Below are 19,767 nucleotides of genomic sequence, written 5' to 3' on the forward strand. Positions count from 1 at the left end.
CGGGCGGCAATGCGGGTCATTCTAATCCAGTCGGGAGGGAGCGTATGGAATCGTATGTCGTTTCATTGGGCGCCGGCGTGTTGGTCGGCGTCGTGTACAGCGTGATCAAGGTGCGCTCGCCCGCACCGCCGCTGATTGCACTGGTCGGGCTGGCCGGCATGCTGATCGGCGCAGGGGCCATCGCACCGATCCGTCACTGGCTCGGCTTCTGATTGCATCGAGGACTCAATTGATGAGCGTTACCGACACTCAACCTGATCTGATCCTGCACAACGGGCGCATCACGACGCTCGATCGTGCGAACCCCGTCGCGACGGCCGTCGCGATCAAGGACGGCCGTTTCGTCGCGGTCGGCGGCAACGCGGACATCGTGCCGCTCGCGGGCCGCGCGACGAAGGTCGTCGACCTCGACGGCCGCACCGTGCTGCCGGGGCTGATCGACAACCATACGCACGTGATTCGCGGTGGTTTGAACTACAACATGGAACTGCGCTGGGACGGCGTGCGTTCGCTTGCCGTCGCGATGGAGATGCTCAGGCGGCAGGTCGCGATCACGCCCGCACCGCAGTGGGTGCGCGTGGTCGGCGGCTTCACCGAACACCAGTTCGTCGAGAAGCGCCTGCCGACGATCGAAGAACTCAACGCGGCCGCGCCCGATACGCCGGTGTTCATCCTGCACCTGTACGACCGCGCGCTGCTGAACGCGGCCGCGCTGCGTGTGGTCGGCTACACGAAGGACACGCCGGAGCCGCCGGGCGGCACGATCCTGCGCGACGCGGCGGGCAACCCGACCGGGCTCTTGCTCGCGAACCCGAACGCAACGATCCTCTACGCGACGCTCGCGAAGGGGCCGAAGCTGCCGTTCGAATACCAGTACAACTCGACGCGCCACTTCATGCGCGAACTGAACCGCCTCGGCGTGACCGGCGTGATCGATGCGGGTGGCGGCTCGCAGAATTACCCGGACGATTACGAAGTGATCCGCAAGCTGCACGACGCGGGCGAGATGACGATCCGGATTGCGTACAACCTGTTCACGCAGAAGCCGAATGCGGAGAAGGAAGACTTCGTGAACTGGACCAAGAGCACGAAGTATCACGACGGCACCGACTATTTTCGCAACAACGGCGCGGGCGAGATGCTGGTGTTCTCGGCGGCCGATTTCGAGGATTTCCGCGTTGCGCGTCCCGATCTGCCGGCGCAGATGGAGGACGATCTCGAAGGCGTCGTGCGCGTGCTCGCCCAGAACCGCTGGCCGTGGCGCATGCATGCGACCTACGACGAAACGATCGACCGCGCGCTCGACGTGTTCGAGAAGGTCAACAAGGACATCCCGCTCGACGGGCTGAACTGGTTCTTCGATCACGCGGAAACGATCACCGAGAAATCGATGGATCGTATTGCGGCGCTGGGCGGCGGCATCGCGGTGCAGCACCGGATGGCGTACCAGGGCGAATACTTCGTCGAGCGCTATGGTGCACAGGCGGCCGAAGCGACGCCGCCCGTTGCGAAGATGCTGTCGAAGGGCATCAAGGTGTCGGCCGGCACCGACGCGACACGCGTCGCGTCGTACAACCCGTGGGTGTCGCTCGCGTGGCTCGTGACGGGCAAGACGGTGGGCGGGATGCGCATGTATCCGCAACGCAACCTGCTCGATCGCGAGACTGCACTGCGGATGTGGACCGAATACGTGACGTGGTTCTCGAACGAAGAGGGCAAGAAAGGGCGCATCGCGGTCGGGCAGCTTGCCGACCTGGTGGTCCCGGATCGCGATTTCTTCACATGCGCGGAGGACGATATCGTCGACACGACTGCATTGCTGACGGTGGTCGGCGGAAAGATCGTATGGGGCGCGGGGCCGTTTGCGTCGCACGACGCGCCGATTCCGCCCGCGATGCCGGACTGGTCGCCGGTGCGCGAGTACGGCGGCTATGGTGGCTGGGGCGCGACGCAGCGCAACGGTGCACCGCTGCAGCGCGCGGCGGCTGCCGCTGCCGCGATGTGCGGCTGCGCGAGCGCGTGCAACGTACACGCGCATGCGCATGCGAGCGCGTGGGGCCGCACGTTGCCGACATCGGACGCGAAGGGCTTCTGGGGCGCGTTCGGCTGTTCGTGCTGGGCGATCTGACATGGCCACCTCGACCAACCGCGGCGGCTTCGACAACCCGGCCTGGGTCCATGCGCTGCTGGCGCAGCCGTGGGTCCTGCCGCTCGTGCGCCTCGCGCTGGTGTCCGCCTACCTGATCGGCGGCGTCGCGAAGGCGCTGGACTTCGACGGCGCGGTCGCCGAGCAGGCGCATTTCGGCCTGCATCCGGCCGCGCTGTGGGCGGCGCTTGCGATCGCGGTCGAGATCGCCGGCTCGCTGTGCGTGGTGTTTCGCCGCTTCACGTGGCTTGGCGCCGGCAGCCTTGGCATGCTGACGCTCGTCGCGATGCTGGTGGCGAACGACTTCTGGAACCAGACGGGCGTGGCGCGCTTCATGGCGCTCAACAGCTTTTTCGAGCATCTCGGGCTGATCGCCGCACTCGTGCTCGCGACGTTGCTCGCCGATGCGAAGCACACGGCCGGCGACGGCCGCATCACTCGATGACGATGAAACAACAAGGAAATCCAGTCATGAAAACGATTCGTTCCGCTTTGCTCGCGCTTGCGATCGCCGCCGGCCTCGTCGCGGCGCCGGCGTCGTACGCGAAGCCGCCCGTGCCGCCGGCGGCCACGCCGACGCTGGCCGTCGGGCCGCAATACGATACGACGCACGTGTACGTGGCACCCGAGGATTTCGATCGCTTCACCGACAGCTTCGTCGCGACGTTCGGCGGCAGCAAGTCGAAGCAGGGCGTGTTCCAGGTCACGCCGACCCCGAGCCAGACGATGTCGCAACTCGTTTTCACGCCGTCCGGCACGATCTCCGTGTTCGGTTTCAAGACGCCGGTGCCCTGGCCGTTCGGCGCGGAGCGCACCGGTTATCTCGTCACCGACATGGACGCGGCGATGAAGGTGGCGCGCGAGCACGGCGCGGAAGTGATCGTCGACACGTTCCCCGATCCGATCGGTCGCGATGCGGTGATCGCGTGGACGGGCGGCGTGAAGATGCAGCTCTACTGGCATACGCAGGCGCCGAAGTACGACGCACTGCAGACGATCCCCGAGAATCGCGTGTACGTGTCGCCGCAGAGCGTGCGCAAGTTCGTCCACGATTTCGTCAAGTTCTCGAACGGCAAGGTGGTATCCGACAACCTCAAGGCGCCCGGCATCGAGATCGGCCGGCCGAACGATACCTATCGCCGCATTCGCATCACGTCGGGCTTCGGCAAGATGACCGTGCTCGTGACGGACGGCCAACTGCCGTATCCGTACGGGCACGAGATGACCGGCTATGAAGTGCAGGATCTGGCCGCGACGCTGAAGAAGGCGCAGGCCGCGGGCGCGAACGTGCTCGTGCCGTCGTACACGGCGGACGGGCGTGACGCGGCGCTCGTGCAGTTCCCGGGCGGCTACGTCGCCGAGATTCACGCGAGCGCGGCACGATGAAGCACGAAGACACGATCCTTGCCGCGGTGGCCGGCTTCGTCGACACGCTGAGCTTCGTCGCGCTGTTCGGGCTGTTCACCGCGCACGTGACGGGCAACTTCGTGCTGATCGGCGCGGGCGTCGCGGGGTTCGGGCAGGGCATCCTGCTGAAGCTCAGCGTGTTTCCTGCGTTCGTGTGCGGTGTCGTCGCGAGCAGCCTGATTGCGCGCGCGCTTTCCGGGCGGCCCGCATGGCAGGGCACGCGTGCGCTGCATGCGGTACAGGCCGTGCTGCTGCTCGGCTTCTGCGCGGCCGGCGTATGGGCGACACCCGTGACGCAATCGGACAGCCTGCCGGTGCTGCTGGCCGGCATCGTCGGCACGTTCGCGATGGGCGTGCAGAACGCACATCCGCGCGTGATCGCGCGCGCCGGCGTGCCGAACACGGTGATGACGGGCAACGTCACGCAGGCGATCCTCGACGTCGTCGACCTGCTGTCCGCCGGCACGGCCGACAGCGCACGCGCGACGGCACGCGCGCGCTTCGCGAAGATGCTGCCGGCGATCGTCGCGTTCGCGCTCGGCGCGGTGTGCGGTGCGCTGGGTTTTCGCCATGCCGGGTTCTGGGCGCTGCTTGTGCCCGTCGGTGCGCTCGCGGTGCTGGCTGCATGCGCGGGGATGTCCGCCGGTTCGGTTACACAGGAGCATGCATGATCGTGCGGCATGGAGGGGCGCGTCGCGACCGCGCGGGGCAGGCGGGCCGGACTGATGCACGCGGTCGCGAGCGGATCGCCGCGACAAGCGGCCCGCATACCGCGACGACACGCGGCAGCCGCTTCGACCGGGCCGCCCGCATGTCGATCGTCGCGGGGCTGCTGCTCGCGGGTGCCGATGCGGCGTTCGCGGACACGGCGACGTCACCGGCGGCAGCCGACAGCACGCCTGCATCGACGTGCACGGCCAAGCGGCCGACCGTGCTGTTCAACCGCTGGCAGGAAAACTGGTCGGTGCTCGCGAATCCGTGCGTGCCGCGCAAGCCGCTCGACGGGCTGAAGTACATTCCGCTCGGCAACGATCCGGCCTCCTATCTTTCGCTCGGCGTGAACCTGCGCGAGCGCATCGAGAGCAACAACGCGCCGCTGTTCGGGATCGGCTCCGCGCAATCGGACACGTACCTGATCCAGCGCGTCGAAGTGCATGCCGATGCGCATCTCGGCCAGCACTGGCAGTTCTTCGTGCAGTTGCAGGACGACCGCGCGTTCGGCAAGAACACGATCTCGCCGGTCGACAAGAACCCGCTCGATCTCGAACAGGCATTCGCGACCTACACGGGTGCGCTCGGCGGCGGCACGTTCAAGTTCCGCGTCGGCCGGCAGGAGATGGCGTTCGACCTGCAGCGCTTCATCGCCGCGCGCGACGGCCCGAACGTGCGGCAGGCGTTCGATGCGGTGTGGGCCGACTACGAATACCAGAAGTGGCGTTTCATCGCGTATGCGACGCAGCCGGTGCAGAACCGCACCGTAACCGCGTTCGACGACGTGTCGAACCGCGACCTCACGTTCAGCGGCGTGCGCGTCGAGCGGCAGTCGGTCGGGCCCGGCGATCTGTCGGGTTACTGGTCGCGCTACAACCGCAGCAACGCGCGTTTTCTCGACGCGAGCGGCGCCGAGCGCCGCGACGTGTGGGACGTGCGCTACACGGGCACGCAGGGCCGCTTCGATTGGGATCTCGAAACGATGCTGCAGACGGGCACGGTCGGCAGCAGCTCGATTCGCGCGTGGGCCGTCGGTTCGATCGCCGGTTATCGGCTTGACGCGCCGTGGTCGCCGCGCGTCGCGCTGCAGGTCGACGCGGCGTCGGGCGACCGGCATCCGCACGATGGCCGTGTCGAAACCTTCAACCCGCTGTTTCCGAACGGCTATTACTTCACGCTCGCCGGCTACACCGGTTACTCGAACCTGATCCACGTGAAGCCGTCGGTGACGCTGAAGCCGTCGCCGAACCTGTCGCTGCTCGGCGCGCTCGGTTTCCAGTGGCGCGAGACGACCGGCGACGCCGTCTACCAGCAGGGCAACGCGGTGGTGCCGGGCACGGCAGGCAAGGGCGGGTTGTGGACGGGGATGTACGTGCAGCTGCGAGCGGACTGGACGATTGCCGCGAACCTGATCGGCGCGGTCGAGGCCGTGCATTTCCAGGTTGGCGATGCGATCCGGCAGGCGGGCGGGCACAACGCCGACTATGTCGGCGTCGAGCTGAAATACGGGTGGTGACGAACGGGCGCGACGACGCGTACCCATGAAAAAAGGGCGGCCGCGAGGCCGCCCTTCGTTCGTCCGGGCCGGCAACGCTGCCGGCCCGTGCGTCGCGATGCCGTTACAGGTTCGGCGACAGCGTGAGCGCGTTCGTCAGGTCGCCCATCGGCTGCGCGCCGTTGGCCTTCAGCGCGTCGTCGCGCTGTTGCAGGCCCGCGAGGCGCGGCAGCGAGTAGCGGCGCGTGATGAAGCGCAGGATCGAGCCCGTGTCGTATTGCGTGTGGTCGACGAAGCCCTTCTTCGCATACGGCGACACGATCAGCGCCGGAATGCGCGTGCCCGGGCCCCAGCGGTCGGCGGTCGGCGGCGCGGCGTGATCCCAGAAGCCGCCGTTTTCGTCGTACGTGACGACCACGACCATGTTCTTCCACTGCGGGCTCGCCTGCAGGTGCGCGATCACGTCGGCGATGTGCTGGTCCCCCGAAGTGACGTCCGTGTAGCCCGGGTGCTCGTTCAGGTTGCCCTGCGGCTTGTAGAACGTGACCGCCGGCAGCGCGCCCGCGTCGATCGCCTTGATGAACTCGGCGCCGTTCGCGCCGCCGTCGAGCAGGTGCTGCGCGCGGCTCGCGGTGCCCGGCGCCTGGTTCGCGAAGTAGTTGAACGGCTGGTGGTGCGGCTGGAAGTTCGGCGTCGACAGGTCGGCGCCGTAGATCACGTTCGACGTGCCGTTCTGGCTCGCCTGCAGCGCCTGGCCCCACGCGCCGCCATACCATGCCCACGACACGTTCGCATTGGTCAGCAGGTCGCCGATGTTGGTCGACGTCTGCGCCGGCATCGTCGACGCGTTGGCCGGGTCGGCGAGCAGCGGGTCGCCGCCCGTGGCTGCCTTGTTGCCGCTCGGCTGATACGGCGGCTGCATCGTGTTGACCGCGAAGAAGTCGGGCGTGATCGCGCCGTCGTTGACGAACTTCGGCGGGCCGCTCAGCGCGGACGCGGGCGAGTTCGTGGCGACCTTCAGCGACTTGCCGTCCGCGTTCAACACGGCGATCTTGCCGGCCGCGGGGCTCGTGTTCGCGTTCGCGTAGAACGGCGCGCACGCGCAGATCAGGTACTGGTGGTTCAGGAACGAGCCGCCGAACGCGCCCATGAAGAAGTTGTCGGCGAGCACGTACTGCTGCGCGATCTTCCACAGCGGCAGCTTCGACGGGTCGGGCGTGTAGTGGCCCATCGTCAGGCCACCGGCATCGGTCCACGCGGCGTACATGTCGTTCTTGCCGCCGTCGATCTGCATCTGGTCCTGGTAGAAGCGGTGCACGATGTCGCGCGTCGCGATGCTCATCGACTGGTTGAAGCCGTTCGGATCGTCGATCGCGAACGTCGCGTTCGGCAGGTTCGCCGTCATCGCCTCGGTGACGGCCGGCGTGATGCCGGTCGCGGTCAGGCCGCCCCAGACCTTCGGCAGCGTCGCCATCGTCGAGCCGTCGCGATCCTTCTGCACCGAGTTCGCGGCCGTTGCGTTCTGCAGGCCGTTCGCGCCCGGGAAGTTGCCGTACAGGTTGTCGAAGCTGCGGTTTTCCGCATAGATCACGACAACGTTCTTGACGGCTGACAGGCCCTGTTGCGTGACGTCGTCGCCGCCGCAGGCGGTCAGGCTGAGCGCGGCCGCGAGGGCGATCGGCGTGTAGCGAATCCAGGCGTGCTTCTTCATGCGGTGTTCTCTCTTTCGTCGTTGGTCGCGTGTGGGAACCGGGTTGGCTTAAGGCCGGCGCAGCAGGCGCCGGGCGCCGACCGGCTGCGCGCATTATCTGGAACCCATTTGACAGGCGGGTGTAGGGGTGCTTTCAATTGACTGTCGGTGGAACGTCATGCGACGGTCACGGAACTGACATAAGCTCCGGCCGATTGCCCACCGCTACCAATAAAACGACGATGCTCACCACTCCGAAATCCTTTGCGTCCGCGCGATCGTTGATCCATGCCGCGGCGGCCCTGGCGCTGGCTGCCGGGCTCACGGCGCTCGCCGGTTGCGATGCAAAGCCCGGCGCGAGCGCGTCGGCCGCGTCTGTCGTGCCGGCCGCCCCGGCCGCGCCGGCGGTCGCACCGGCCAGCCAGCCGCAGACGCGCGCGCAGGTGTTCGAGGGCGTGAAGCAGATGACGGCGCTCGGCAAGCAGCTGTTCTTCGATCCGTCGCTGTCGGGCTCCGGCAAGCTCGCGTGCGCGTCGTGCCACAGTGCCGAACATGCGTTCGGGCCGCCGAACGCGCTGTCGGTGCAGCTCGGCGGCGACGACATGCATCGCACCGGGTTTCGCGCGGTGCCGTCGCTGAAGTACGTGCGCGGCATCCCGCCGTTCAGCGAGCACTTCCACGATTCGCCCGACGAGGGCGACGAAAGCATCGACGCGGGCCCGACCGGCGGGCTGACCTGGGACGGCCGCGTCGACACCCGCGACGCGCAGGCGCGCATTCCGCTCCTGTCGCCGTTCGAGATGAGCAGCTCGCCGGCGCGGGTTGCGCAGGCGGTGCGCGCGGCGCCGTATGCGGACGCGTTCCGCAACGCGTTCGGCGAGCGGGTGCTCGGCGACGATCAGGCTATCTTCGACGCTGTGTTACGCGCGCTCGATGCGTTCCAGCAGCAGCCGGCGCTGTTCGATCCGTACACGAGCAAGTACGACGCGTACCTGGCCGGCCGCGCGCAGCTCACGCCCGCCGAGCTGCACGGGCTGCAACTGTTCAACGACGAGAAGAAGGGCAACTGCGCGAGCTGCCACATCAGCCAGCGCACGCTTGAAGGCGGCCCGCCGCAGTTCAGCGATTTCGGGCTGATCGCGATCGCGGTGCCGCGCAACCGCGCGCTGCCCGTCAACCGCGACCCGCGCTTCCACGATCTCGGCGCGTGCGGCCCCGAGCGCACCGACCTGAAGGGCCGCGACGAATTCTGCGGGCTGTTCCGCACGCCGTCGCTGCGCAACGTCGCGCTGCGCAAGACGTTCTTCCACAACGGCGTGTATCACTCGCTCGAGGACGTGATGCGCTTCTACGTCGAGCGCGACATTCATCCGGAGAAGTTCTACCCGGTCGTGCACGGCAAGGTGCAGATCTACGACGATCTGCCGAAGCGCTACTGGCCGAACATCAACCGCGAACCGCCGTTCGACCGCAAGCGCGGCGAGCAGCCGGCGCTGAACGCGGCCGAGATCAAGGACGTGATCGCGTTCCTGGGCACGCTGACTGACGGATATCAACCGGGGGCGACGCAGGCGGCCCGCTAAAAGCGTCGCACGCGGCACGCATGCTATGCTCGCTCGCTGACGGGCGTGGCGCGTGCCGGTTCGCCGGCATGCACCGCGCCGTTCGATCGAACATCCAAGGAGAACAACATGTCGATGCGTGCATCCCTTTCCGTCGTCACGCGTGTGCTGGCCGGTGCCGCGTGCGCAGCCGCGATGCTGCCCGCCCATGCGCAGAACAACCTGAACTTCCTGACCGACACGCCGCTCAGCTATTTCAGCAAGGCCGACACGGCGTCGCTGTCGAAGGCCGCCGCAAAGGTGCGCGACGAAGGCAAGGACGGCGAGACGACGACGTGGCAGAACAGCGGCAGCCGCACGCAGATCGAAGCGAAGCTCACGCCGACCACGACCGAGACGGACGGCAAGACCTGCCGCGAAATCACGACCGACATCACCGCGAAGGGCCAGGCGATGACGCTCAAGCCCGTCTACTGCAAGACGTCCGCGGGCAAGTGGCAGTTGCAGAAGCACTGAGCACGCGTGTGATGAAGCGGGGCGGCGCGCCGCGCACGGTGTCGTGCGGCGTCGTGATCCTCGACGCGGCGGGTCGCGTGTTCCTCGCGCACGCGACGGATACCACGCACTGGGACATCCCGAAGGGGCAGGGCGAACCCGGCGAGACGCCGGCCGACGCCGCGCTGCGCGAACTGCTCGAGGAAACCGGCATCGAGTTCGCGCCGGCCCGGCTGCTCGATCTCGGCCGCTTCGCGTACCGGCACGACAAGGACCTGCACCTGTTCGCGGTGCAGGTGGCGGACGGCGAGATCGATCCCGCTCGGTGCACGTGCACGTCGCTGTTCCCGAGCCGTCGCGACGGCTCGATGATTCCCGAGATGGATGCGTACCGCTGGACCGTGCCGGGCGATATCGACGCGTATGCGAGCCGCAGCCTCGCGCGGCTGTTTCGCACGAAGCTGTCGCTCGCGGAACTGCATCGGCGGCTGTCGGGCGCGTGAACGCACGCGGTGGCTACCGCCGCCGCATGGCTTCGCTTCGATGCATGCAACAAAAAAACCGGCTCGAGGGCCGGTTTTTTCATGGTCGCGCGACGTCGGCCCCAGGCCGCGCGCCGCACGCGGAGCAGGCCGTCAGGCCGGCTTGCCCCAGCTGTCGCGCAGCCCGACGATCCTGTTGAACACGGGCTTGCCCGGCTTCGAATCGACGCGGTCGGCAACGAAGTAGCCGTGACGCTCGAACTGCAGACGCGTTTCCGGCGCGATGTCGTCGTTGCCCGGCTCGATGTACGCCTGCACGATCTTCTTCGAATCGGGATTCAGCGCTTCGAGGAAGTTCGCGCCGCCCGCGTCCGGATGCGGCTCCTTGAACAGGCGGTCGTAGATCCGCACTTCGGCCGGCTGCGCATGCTTCGCGCTGACCCAGTGGATGTTGCCCTTGACCTTGTACGTGTTCGCGCCGTCGGTGCCCGACTTGCTGTCCGGGAAGTAGTTGCAGTGCACGGCCGTCACGTTGCCGTCGGCATCCTTGTCGAAGCCGGTGCACTCGATCACGTAGCCGTAGCGCAGGCGCACCTTGTTGCCCGGGAACAGGCGGAAATAGCCCTTCGGCGGGTTCTCGACGAAATCCTCGCGCTCGATCCACAGCTCGCGCGAGATCGGGAACGTGCGCACGCCGCGCTCCGGATGGTGCGGATGCACGGGCGCCGTGCACGCTTCCTCGAGGTCTTCCGGATAGTTGTCGATCACGAGCTTCAGCGGATCGAGCACCGCGACCGTGCGCGCGGCCTTGTCGTCGAGGTCGTCGCGCAGCGCGCCCTCGAAGATGCTCATGTCGATCCACGAATCGATCTTCGTCACGCCGATCCGCTCGCAGAACAGGTGGATGCTCTCCGGCGTGAAGCCGCGGCGGCGCACGCCGACGATCGTCGGCATCCGCGGGTCGTCCCAGCCGTCGACGTGGCCTTCGGTCACGAGCTGCAGCAGCTTGCGCTTGCTGGTGATCGCGTACGTGAGGTTCAGCCGCGAGAATTCGATCTGTTGCGGCAGCGGGCGCGTGAACATGCCGGCTTCCGCGAGTTCGTTCAGCACCCAGTCGTACAGCGGGCGGTGATCCTCGAACTCGAGCGTGCACAGCGAATGCGTGATGCCTTCGAGCGCATCCGAGATGCAGTGCGTGTAGTCGTACATCGGATACACGCACCATGCGTCGCCGGTGCGGTAGTGGTGCGCGTAGCGGATCCGGTAGATCACCGGGTCGCGCATGTTCATGTTCGGCGAAGCCATGTCGATTTTCGCGCGCAGCACGTGCTCGCCTTCCTTGAACTCGCCGGCCTTCATGCGGCGGAACAGGTCGAGGTTTTCGTCGGGCGTGCGCTCGCGGAACGGCGACGGCTTGCCGCCTTCCGTCAGCGAGCCGCGGTTCGCGCGCATTTCATCCGCGCTCTGGCTGTCGACGTAGGCCTTGCCGCGCTTGATCAGCAGTTCGGCGAACTCGTACAGCTTGTCGTAGTAGTCGCTCGCGAAATACTGGTGATCGACGGCGTCCTTGCGCCAGTCGAAACCGAGCCAGCGCACCGCGTCGACGATCGAGTCGACGTACTCGACGCTTTCCTTTTCCGGATTCGTGTCGTCGAAGCGCAGGTGGCACACGCCGCCGTAGTCGCGCGCGACGCTGAAGTTCAGGCAGATGCTCTTCGCGTGGCCGATGTGCAGATAGCCGTTCGGCTCGGGCGGGAAGCGCGTTTCGACGCGGCCGCCCCATTTGCCGGTGCGGTTGTCGTCGTCGATGATGTTGCGGATGAAATTGGAAGCCGCGGGGGCGTCGTTGCGTTCGGTGCTCATGCGGTTGGCGTCAGGTTGTGTCGGCGCGTCGCGCCGGTTTAATCCCGTAATTCTACCTGACCGGGGTCCGTCCCGCGCGGCTTGCGGGTCACGGCCGCTGCGTTCGCGATGCGTACCGCAATATCTCGATAGTGTGTCCGCTGTAACACGACGTAAATCGGTTTGCCCGCGCCGTTCGGGTTTTTCTATGATGGCTTTACCGAGTCAATGCCGCCGTTCGCTTAATTGCGTGGCGGGAGGAAGCCAATAACCATGATGAAGAAGACCACTTTTCTCGTTCGTACCGCGGTGATCGTCGCGGCACTGTCGCAACTCGGCGCATGCGCGATGACGCATACGCAACGCAATGCCGGTATCGGCGCGGCCGCGGGCGGCGCGCTCGGCTACCTGATCACGGGCGGCCCGGTCGGCACGGTTGCCGGTGCGGCAGCAGGCGGCCTGGTCGGCGCCGGCGTACGCTGATCGAAGCCGGCGCACCTGAGCGCCGGCCGGTCGTGACATCGTCCTGAACGCGTCACGACCCACCGCACACCCTTCCGGTTTTTTGACAGGCAGCATCAGGGAGAGGAGGGTGTGCGACACTTCGTCGACATCACATAACGACACCATTCGTCGACGCATCCTTTCATGAGCGACCCCCTCGTTTTCGTCCTGCCGGGCTACGCCAATTCGGGCCCGCTTCACTGGCAAAGCCGCTGGGAGCGCGCCGATGCGCGCTTCTCGCGCGTCGCGATGCCCGACTGGGACCGTGCGTTCCGCAACGGCTGGTGTCTCGCGCTCGATCGTGCGGTCGAAGCCGCGCGCGGGCCCGTGCTGATCGCCGGCCACAGCCTCGGCACACTGACCACCGCGTGGTGGGCGACGCGCTATGCTCGCCCGGCCGCGCTCGCGAAAGTGCGCGGCGCGCTGCTCGTCGCACTGCCCGATCCCGGCGGCCCGGCGTTTCCGGCCGACGCGCACGGCTTCGGGCCGGTGCCGCACGAGCGGCTGCCGTTTCCGACTTGCGTCGTCGCGAGCAGCGACGATCCGTACGGCTCGCTCGCGTTCGCGCGCGGCTGCGCGCACGCGTGGGGCAGTGAATTTCGCGACATCGGCCCGCGCGGCCACATCAACGCGGACAGCGGGCTCGGCGACTGGCCGGCCGCCCGTGGCTGGCTGGACGCGCTCGCGCGGTAGTCGCCGGTCGGATGGCCGCCGCCGCGCGAGCCGTTGAAGCGGCCGCTCGTCAGATCGCCTGCTTCGCCTTCAACGCCGCAATCCGTTCATCGTCGTAACCGAGCATGTCGCGCAGCACGTCGTCGGTCTGCGCGCCGAGCAGCGGCGGGGCCGTGCGCGCGTCGGGCGGCGTCGCGCTCATCCGGATCGGGTTGCGCACGAGCTGCACGTCCGCGCCGCACGGGTGCGGCAGCGACACCTGCATCCCGCGCGCGACGACCTGCTCGTTGTCGAACACCTCGTCGAGATCGTTGATCGGCCCGCACGGCACGCCGGCCGCCTCGAGCACGCCGATCCAGTCGGCCTTGCCGCGCGCCTTCACCATCTCCGCGAGGATCGGCACCAGCGTGTCGCGGTGGCGCACGCGCGACGGGTTCGTCGCGAAGCGCTCGTCGTCGGCGAGTTCGGGCCGGCCGCCGGCCTCGACGAACTTGCGGAACTGCCCGTCGTTGCCGACCGCGACGATGATCCACCCGTCGCTCGTCTGGAACGTCTGGTACGGCACGATGTTCGGATGCGCGTTGCCCCAGCGCACCGGCGGCTTGCCGCTCGCGAGGAAGTTGGTGTTCATGTTCGCGAGCAGCGCGACCTGCACGTCGAGCAGCGCCATGTCGATGTACTGGCCTTCGCCGGTACGGTCGCGGTGCGCGAGCGCGGCGAGCACGGCGATCGTCGAGTAGAGCCCGGTCGCGAGATCGGCGATCGCGACGCCGGCCTTCTGCGGGCCGCCGCCCGGCTCGCCGTCGCGCTCGCCGGTGATGCTCATGAAGCCGCCGATCCCCTGCACGATGAAGTCGTAGCCCGCGCGGTGCGCGTACGGGCCGGTCTGGCCGAAGCCGGTGACCGAGCAGTAGACGAGATCGGGCTTCACCGCGCGCAGCGAATCGTAATCGAGCCCGTATTTCTTCAACTGGCCGACCTTGTAGTTCTCGAGCACGACGTCGCTTTGCGCGGCGAGTTCGCGCACGATCTGCTGGCCTTCGGGCGTCGCGATGTCGATCGTCACCGAGCGCTTGTTGCGGTTCGCCGCGAGGTAGTACGCGGCCTCGGCGGTATCCGCGCCGTCCGCGTCCTTCAGGTACGGCGGCCCCCAGTGGCGCGTGTCGTCGCCGGCGCCCGGGCGCTCGACCTTGATCACGTCCGCGCCGAAATCGGCAAGGGTCTGCGCGCACCACGGGCCCGCGAGCACGCGGGTGAGGTCCAGCACGCGGATATGGCTCAGGGCACCCATCGTCGAATCGTCTCCTTTGTTGGCTGGCCTGCGTTGTCCGGCAAGGCCGATTGGCATGAAGCGCATCTTAAGGCGAATCGGCCGCGCGGGTGGCCCAGCCGGCCCATCCGGAGGGCCGAGCCGCTTTGCCGGCGCTTTGCCCGGAAGCCGGCCCCGATCCCGTATAATCGATCGTTTCCGAATCCATGCCGCCGCGCGCCCCGCCAAGGGCGCCGGCGTTTGAAGCCGTCTTTGCCAGACTGTCCCCGCACGCCATGAAAGCTGCCGAAATCCGCGAGAAATTCCTCAAATTCTTCGAATCGAAGGGCCACACGATCGTCCGCTCGTCGAGCCTCGTGCCCGGTAACGATCCCACGCTGATGTTCACGAACTCGGGCATGGTCCAGTTCAAGGACGTCTTCCTCGGCACGGACCCGCGCCCGTACTCGCGCGCCACGACGGCGCAGCGCAGCGTGCGCGCGGGCGGCAAGCACAACGACCTCGAGAACGTCGGCTACACGGCGCGCCACCACACGTTCTTCGAGATGCTCGGCAACTTCTCGTTCGGCGACTACTTCAAGCACGACGCGATCCGCTTCGCGTGGGAGCTGCTGACCACGGTCTACCAGCTGCCTAAGGAAAAGCTGTGGGTCACCGTCTACCAGGAAGACGACGAGGCATACGACATCTGGGCGAAGGAAGTCGGCGTGCCGGCCGAGCGCATCATCCGGATCGGCGACAACAAGGGCGCGCGCTACGCGTCGGACAACTTCTGGACGATGGGCGACACGGGCCCGTGCGGCCCGTGCACGGAAATCTTCTACGATCACGGCCCGGACGTGTGGGGCGGCCCACCGGGGTCGCCTGAAGAAGATGGCGACCGCTACATCGAGATCTGGAACCTCGTGTTCATGCAGTTCAACCGCGACGCGCAGGGCAACATGACGCGCCTGCCGAAGCAGTCGGTCGACACCGGCATGGGCCTCGAGCGTCTCGCCGCGGTGCTGCAGCACGTGCACAGCAACTACGAGATCGACCTGTTCCAGAACCTGATCAAGGCCGCCGCGCGCGTGACCGAGATCAGCGACCTCACCAACAACTCGCTGAAGGTGATCGCCGATCACATCCGCGCATGTTCGTTCCTGATCGTCGACGGCGTGATTCCCGGCAACGAAGGCCGCGGCTACGTGCTGCGCCGGATCGTGCGTCGCGCGATCCGCCACGGCTACAAGCTCGGCCGCAAGGGTTCGTTCTTCCACAAGCTGGTGGCCGACCTCGTCGCCGAGATGGGCGTCGCGTATCCGGAGCTGAAGGAAGCCGAACAGCGCGTGACCGACGTGCTGCGCCAGGAAGAAGAGCGCTTCTTCGAGACGATCGAGCACGGGATGTCGATCCTCGAGGGCGCGCTGGCCGACGTCGACGCGAAGGGCGGCAAGGTGCTCGACGGCGAACTCGCGTTCAAGCTGCACGATACCTACGGCTTCCCGCTCGACCTCACGGCCGACGTGTGCCGCGAGCGCGGGATGACGGTCGACGAGCCGGCGTTCGACGATGCGATGTCGCGCCAGCGCGAGCAGGCGCGCGCGGCCGGCAAGTTCAAGGCGACGCAGGGCCTCGAATACACGGGCGCGAAGACCACCTTCCACGGCTATGAAGAAATCGCGTTCGACGATGCAAAGGTCGTCGCGCTGTACGTCGACGGTTCGTCGGTCAACGAAGTGAAGGCCGGCCAGGATGCGGTCGTCGTGCTCGACCACACGCCGTTCTATGCGGAATCGGGCGGCCAGGTCGGCGACCAGGGCGTGCTCGCGAATGCGTCGACGCGCTTCGCGGTGGCCGATACGCTGAAAGTGCAGGCCGACGTGATCGGTCATCACGGCTCGCTCGAGCAGGGCACGCTGAAGGTCGGCGACGTGATGCGTGCGGAAATCGACGCGCACCGTCGTGCGCGCACGCAGCGCAACCACTCGGCCACCCACCTGATGCACAAGGCGCTGCGCGAAGTGCTCGGCGCGCACGTGCAGCAGAAGGGTTCGCTGGTCGACGCGGAAAAAACCCGTTTCGACTTCGCGCACAACGCGCCGATGACGGACGACGAAATCCGTCGCGTCGAGCAGATCGTCAACAACGAAATCCTCGCGAACGCGCCGGGCATCGTGCGCGTGATGCCGTACGACGAAGCGGTGAAGGGCGGCGCGATGGCGCTGTTCGGCGAGAAGTACGGCGATGAAGTGCGCGTGCTCGATCTCGGCTTCTCGCGCGAACTGTGCGGCGGCACGCACGTGCACCGCAGCGGCGACATCGGCTTCTTCAAGATCGTCGTCGAAGGCGGCGTCGCGGCCGGCATCCGCCGCGTCGAGGCGATCACCGGCGACAACGCGGTGCGCTTCGTGCAGGAGCTCGACGCGCGCGTGAACGAAGCGGCGGCCGCGCTGAAGGCGCAGCCGTCGGAGCTCACGCAGCGCATCGCGCAGGTGCAGGACCAGGTGAAGTCGCTCGAGAAGGAACTGGGCGCGCTGAAGTCGAAGCTCGCATCGAGCCAGGGCGACGAGCTCGCGCAGCAGGCCGTCGAAATCGGCGGCGTGTACGTGCTGGCCGCGACGCTCGACGGCGCGGACGCGAAGACGCTGCGCGAAACGGTCGACAAGCTGAAGGACAAGCTGAAGAGCGCGGCGATCGTGCTGGCGGCCGTCGAAGGCGGCAAGGTCAGCCTGATCGCGGGCGTCACGCCCGACGCGAGCAAGAAGGTCAAGGCCGGCGAGCTCGTGAACTTCGTCGCGCAGCAGGTCGGCGGCAAGGGCGGCGGCCGTCCGGACATGGCGCAGGCAGGCGGTACCGAGCCGGCCAACCTGCCGGGCGCGCTGGCTGGCGTCAAGGGCTGGGTCGAAGAGCGTCTTTGATCGGGCCTGGCCGGCGCGGCGCCCGCGAGGGCGGCGCGTCGGCCTGCACCGCGCGGTTCTTTCGACGGAACAGCATGAAACGACCCGATCGGCGTGGGTGCCGGTCGGGTCGTTTTGCGTTTACGCGCGGTGCGAGGGGGCGATCCGCCACCCTGCGTGACGCACGAACGGTTGCCCGGCACGCAAACGGACGGTGCGCGAGTTCGCCGTCGCGCGTCCGTTGGCGTATCGCTTCAGGCCGGTTGCGCCACGCGCGGCTTCTGCGCCGCGTCCGGCTGCCGCCCGGCCTCCCCAAGCGCGTCGCGCAGCGCGGCGAGCGCCGCCGACGCATAACCTTGCCGCCACGCCAACAGCGTATCGATCCCTTCGAATTCCGGAATCGCATGCTCGGTGACGTGGTCGGTTTCCGGCTGCAGGTCGAGCACCGAGCGCGGCGCGACTGCGATGCCCGCGCCGGCCGCGACGCATGCCACGATCGCGTGATACGAGCCGAGTTCGAGCACGCGCGCCGGCTTCATCCCGTGCGCCGCATACCACTGCTCGACGTACTTCCGATACGTGCAGCCGCGCTCGAACGCGATCAGCGTCGGCAGGATCACGTCGCGCGGCGTGCGCACCGGCGGATGGCCGCGCGGCGTGAGCAACACGAGATCCTCGCGGAAGACCGGCACCGTCTCGAACGTGTCGGGCAGCGTGTCCGGCGCCGGCGGGCGCGCGAACAGCGCGGCGTCGATCTCGAAGTCGCGCACCTTGCCGATCAGCCAGCCCGTCGTGCCCGTCACGAGCTCGAGCGACACGTCGGGCCACGCATGGTGATAGCGGGCGAGCACGGTCGGCAGCCGGCTCGCGGCCGTGCTTTCCATCGTGCCGAGCCGCAGCCGCCCGCGCGGCGTGTCCTCGCGCACCGCGTCGCGCGCCTCGTCGGCCAGTGCGAGCAGGCGCTCCGCATACGGCAGCAGCGTGTGCCCGGCCGGCGTCAGCACGAGCCGGCGGCCGTCGCGCACGAACAGCGCCGCGCCGAGTTCTTCCTCGAGCTGCTTGATGCGCGTCGTCACGTTCGACTGCACGCGATTGAGCTTGGCCGCTGCGCGTGTCACACCGTTCTCGCGCACGACGGCCCGGAAAATCGCCAGCGCCGCCAGATCCATGATTCTCTCCAAGGGATGACTGGATTCTTAATTATTCATTTTTCGAGAACGGTTGGTCAAGCTAGGATGACGCCATCCCGATCCTCGTCGCGGCCGGCGCATCGCATGCGGCGGCCCGAGCTGCCGCCATGTCCCGTTTCGATGCATCACCCACCGCCCATGCGCTTTCGTCAGACGAAGCCGACCGCCGCGCCCGTGCGGCCGCGCTGGCCTGCATGATCGGGCTGGCCGTCGCGCTCGGCGTCGGCCGCTTCGCGTTCACGCCGCTGCTGCCGTTGATGCTCGCCGACGGCTCGATCGGCCTGAAGGCCGGCAGCTGGCTGGCATCGGCGAATTACGCGGGCTACTTCGCCGGCGCGGTCAGTTGCGCGGCGCTGCGCGTCGCGCCCGCGCGGATGATCCGCTTCGGGCTCGCGGCCACCGTGCTGCTCACGGCCGCGATGGGCGCCGGCCATCTGCTGCCGCTGTGGCTCGTGGTGCGCTTCGTCGCCGGCGTAGTCAGCGCGTGGACGTTCGTGTTCGTATCGCAATGGGGGCTGCGCCGGCTCTCGGAACTGCACGCGCCGGAGTGGAGCGGGGTGATCTACGCGGGGCCGGGCGCCGGCATCGTGCTGACGGGGCTGATCGGCAGCGCGCTGGCCGGCCATCGCGCGGCGCTCGGCTGGTTCGGCTTCGCGGCGCTGTCGGCCGTGCTGTCGGTCGCGATCTGGCGCGCGTTCGCCGGGACGCCTGCGGCTGGCCAGCCGCCGTCCTGCGCCGCGCCGCACGCAGCGGCCGTGGCCGCGCCGGATACCTCGCGCCGCCATCGCGCGGATGCCGCGTGGCTCGTCGTGTTGTACGGGATGCCGGGCTTCGGCTACATCATCACGGCGACCTTCCTGCCGGTGATCGCGCGCGCGGCGCTGCCGGCCGGTTCACCGTGGCCCGACCTGTTCTGGCCGATGTTCGGTGCGGCGCTGATCGTCGGCGCGCTCGCCGCCGCGCGGCTGCCCGGGCACTGGGACAACAGGTTGCTGCTCGCGCTCGGCTGCGCGACGCAGGCGCTGGGCATCGGGGCCGGCATCGTGTGGCCCAACGCAGCGGGTTTTTCGCTCGGTTGCGTGCTGCTCGGCTTGCCGTTCACCGCGATCACGCTGTTCGCGATGCGCGAGGCGCGCCGCCTGCACGGCGAGCGCGCGGCCGGGCTGATGGGTTATGCGACCGCTTCGTACGGTGTCGGCCAGATCGCGGGGCCGCTCGTGGCGGCGCCGCTGGTCGCGCGATATGGATCGTTCACGCCGGCCCTGTGGGTCGCGGCCGCGACGCTGCTGGCCGGGGCGGCGGGGTTCGCGGTCATCGCGGCGGCCGCCGCGCGTCGACCGCCGCGAATCTGACGACGGCCGACGGCGGATCGCGCGCCGCGTCGACAGGCGCTGCGTAGCCGCCTGCGCCGGAAAGGCGCGA

Annotated in this window: 17 protein-coding genes; 13 read left to right on the top strand and 4 right to left on the bottom strand. The window is 68.0% G+C overall.

Annotation, left to right across the window (positions count from 1 at the left end; translation table 11 throughout):
* Positions 1 to 44 precede the first annotated feature (44 nt).
* From LXM88_RS12155 to LXM88_RS12180, 6 genes are all read left to right on the top strand, one after another.
* Positions 45 to 212: a XapX domain-containing protein gene (locus LXM88_RS12155; protein ID WP_262542527.1), complete on the top strand. Its 168-nt coding sequence runs from the start codon at positions 45 to 47 to the stop codon at positions 210 to 212.
* A gap of 20 nt (positions 213 to 232) precedes the next feature.
* Positions 233 to 2,128, top strand: coding sequence for an amidohydrolase (locus LXM88_RS12160; RefSeq protein WP_262542528.1), 1,896 nt, complete (start codon positions 233 to 235; stop codon positions 2,126 to 2,128).
* A gap of 1 nt (position 2,129) precedes the next feature.
* On the top strand, positions 2,130 to 2,591 hold the full coding sequence (locus tag LXM88_RS12165) for a DoxX family protein (protein ID WP_262542529.1): 462 nt from the start codon (positions 2,130 to 2,132) through the stop codon (positions 2,589 to 2,591).
* Positions 2,592 to 2,617: 26 nt separating this feature from the next.
* On the top strand, positions 2,618 to 3,532 hold the full coding sequence (locus LXM88_RS12170; protein ID WP_262542530.1) for a glyoxalase: 915 nt from the start codon (positions 2,618 to 2,620) through the stop codon (positions 3,530 to 3,532).
* Complete coding sequence (locus LXM88_RS12175; protein WP_262542531.1) at positions 3,529 to 4,224, top strand: YoaK family protein; 696 nt, start codon at positions 3,529 to 3,531, stop codon at positions 4,222 to 4,224. The genes LXM88_RS12170 and LXM88_RS12175 overlap by 4 nt, the downstream gene beginning before the upstream one ends.
* A 140-nt stretch (positions 4,225 to 4,364) precedes the next feature.
* Positions 4,365 to 5,780 (top strand): alginate export family protein, encoded by a 1,416-nt coding sequence (locus LXM88_RS12180; RefSeq protein WP_262542835.1) that lies wholly within the window; start codon positions 4,365 to 4,367, stop codon positions 5,778 to 5,780.
* A 103-nt stretch (positions 5,781 to 5,883) separates the two neighbouring features.
* Here the strand turns inward: LXM88_RS12180 and LXM88_RS12185 are convergent, their stop codons facing one another.
* Positions 5,884 to 7,470, bottom strand: coding sequence for an acid phosphatase (locus tag LXM88_RS12185; protein WP_262542532.1), 1,587 nt, complete (start codon positions 7,468 to 7,470; stop codon positions 5,884 to 5,886).
* 221 nt (positions 7,471 to 7,691) lie between these two features.
* Here LXM88_RS12185 and LXM88_RS12190 point away from each other — a divergent pair, with 221 nt between their 5' ends.
* From LXM88_RS12190 to LXM88_RS12200, 3 genes are all read left to right on the top strand, one after another.
* A complete protein-coding gene (locus LXM88_RS12190) occupies positions 7,692 to 9,032 on the top strand; it encodes a cytochrome-c peroxidase (protein ID WP_262542533.1) in 1,341 nt (446 codons plus the stop codon).
* A 108-nt stretch (positions 9,033 to 9,140) separates the two neighbouring features.
* Positions 9,141 to 9,527 carry an RT0821/Lpp0805 family surface protein gene (locus LXM88_RS12195; RefSeq protein WP_262542534.1) on the top strand — a complete coding sequence of 129 codons (387 nt, stop codon included), beginning with the start codon at positions 9,141 to 9,143 and terminating at the stop codon, positions 9,525 to 9,527.
* Positions 9,528 to 9,538: 11 nt separating this feature from the next.
* A complete protein-coding gene (locus LXM88_RS12200; protein WP_262542836.1) occupies positions 9,539 to 10,009 on the top strand; it encodes an NUDIX hydrolase in 471 nt (156 codons plus the stop codon).
* A 132-nt stretch (positions 10,010 to 10,141) separates the two neighbouring features.
* On the opposite strand, the gene LXM88_RS12205 is transcribed toward LXM88_RS12200, so the two are convergent.
* Positions 10,142 to 11,851: a glutamine--tRNA ligase/YqeY domain fusion protein gene (locus LXM88_RS12205; RefSeq protein ID WP_262542535.1), complete on the bottom strand. Its 1,710-nt coding sequence runs from the start codon at positions 11,849 to 11,851 to the stop codon at positions 10,142 to 10,144.
* Between the two features lie 252 nt (positions 11,852 to 12,103).
* On the opposite strand from LXM88_RS12205, the gene LXM88_RS12210 reads away from it, so the two are divergent.
* Positions 12,104 to 12,313 (top strand): ornithine acetyltransferase, encoded by a 210-nt coding sequence (locus LXM88_RS12210; RefSeq protein ID WP_006497729.1) that lies wholly within the window; start codon positions 12,104 to 12,106, stop codon positions 12,311 to 12,313.
* A 165-nt stretch (positions 12,314 to 12,478) separates the two neighbouring features.
* Positions 12,479 to 13,027 carry an RBBP9/YdeN family alpha/beta hydrolase gene (locus LXM88_RS12215; RefSeq protein WP_174383925.1) on the top strand — a complete coding sequence of 183 codons (549 nt, stop codon included), beginning with the start codon at positions 12,479 to 12,481 and terminating at the stop codon, positions 13,025 to 13,027.
* Between the two features lie 49 nt (positions 13,028 to 13,076).
* Here the strand turns inward: LXM88_RS12215 and LXM88_RS12220 are convergent, their stop codons facing one another.
* Entirely contained in the window at positions 13,077 to 14,297 is a 1,221-nt protein-coding gene (locus LXM88_RS12220; protein ID WP_262542536.1) for a CaiB/BaiF CoA transferase family protein, read from the bottom strand.
* Positions 14,298 to 14,551: 254 nt separating this feature from the next.
* On the opposite strand from LXM88_RS12220, the gene alaS reads away from it, so the two are divergent.
* Positions 14,552 to 17,176: an alanine--tRNA ligase gene (alaS, locus tag LXM88_RS12225; protein WP_262542537.1), complete on the top strand. Its 2,625-nt coding sequence runs from the start codon at positions 14,552 to 14,554 to the stop codon at positions 17,174 to 17,176.
* 233 nt (positions 17,177 to 17,409) lie between these two features.
* Here alaS and LXM88_RS12230 read toward each other — a convergent pair whose 3' ends face one another.
* Positions 17,410 to 18,324, bottom strand: a complete 915-nt coding sequence (locus LXM88_RS12230) for a LysR family transcriptional regulator (protein WP_262542538.1) — start codon at positions 18,322 to 18,324, stop codon at positions 17,410 to 17,412.
* Positions 18,325 to 18,452: 128 nt separating this feature from the next.
* On the opposite strand from LXM88_RS12230, the gene LXM88_RS12235 reads away from it, so the two are divergent.
* Positions 18,453 to 19,697, top strand: a complete 1,245-nt coding sequence (locus LXM88_RS12235) for a YbfB/YjiJ family MFS transporter (protein WP_262542539.1) — start codon at positions 18,453 to 18,455, stop codon at positions 19,695 to 19,697.
* The last annotated feature ends 70 nt before the right edge of the window (positions 19,698 to 19,767 follow it).

The organism is Burkholderia sp. S-53, assembly GCF_025560745.1.
Taxonomy (GTDB): domain Bacteria; phylum Pseudomonadota; class Gammaproteobacteria; order Burkholderiales; family Burkholderiaceae; genus Burkholderia; species Burkholderia pyrrocinia.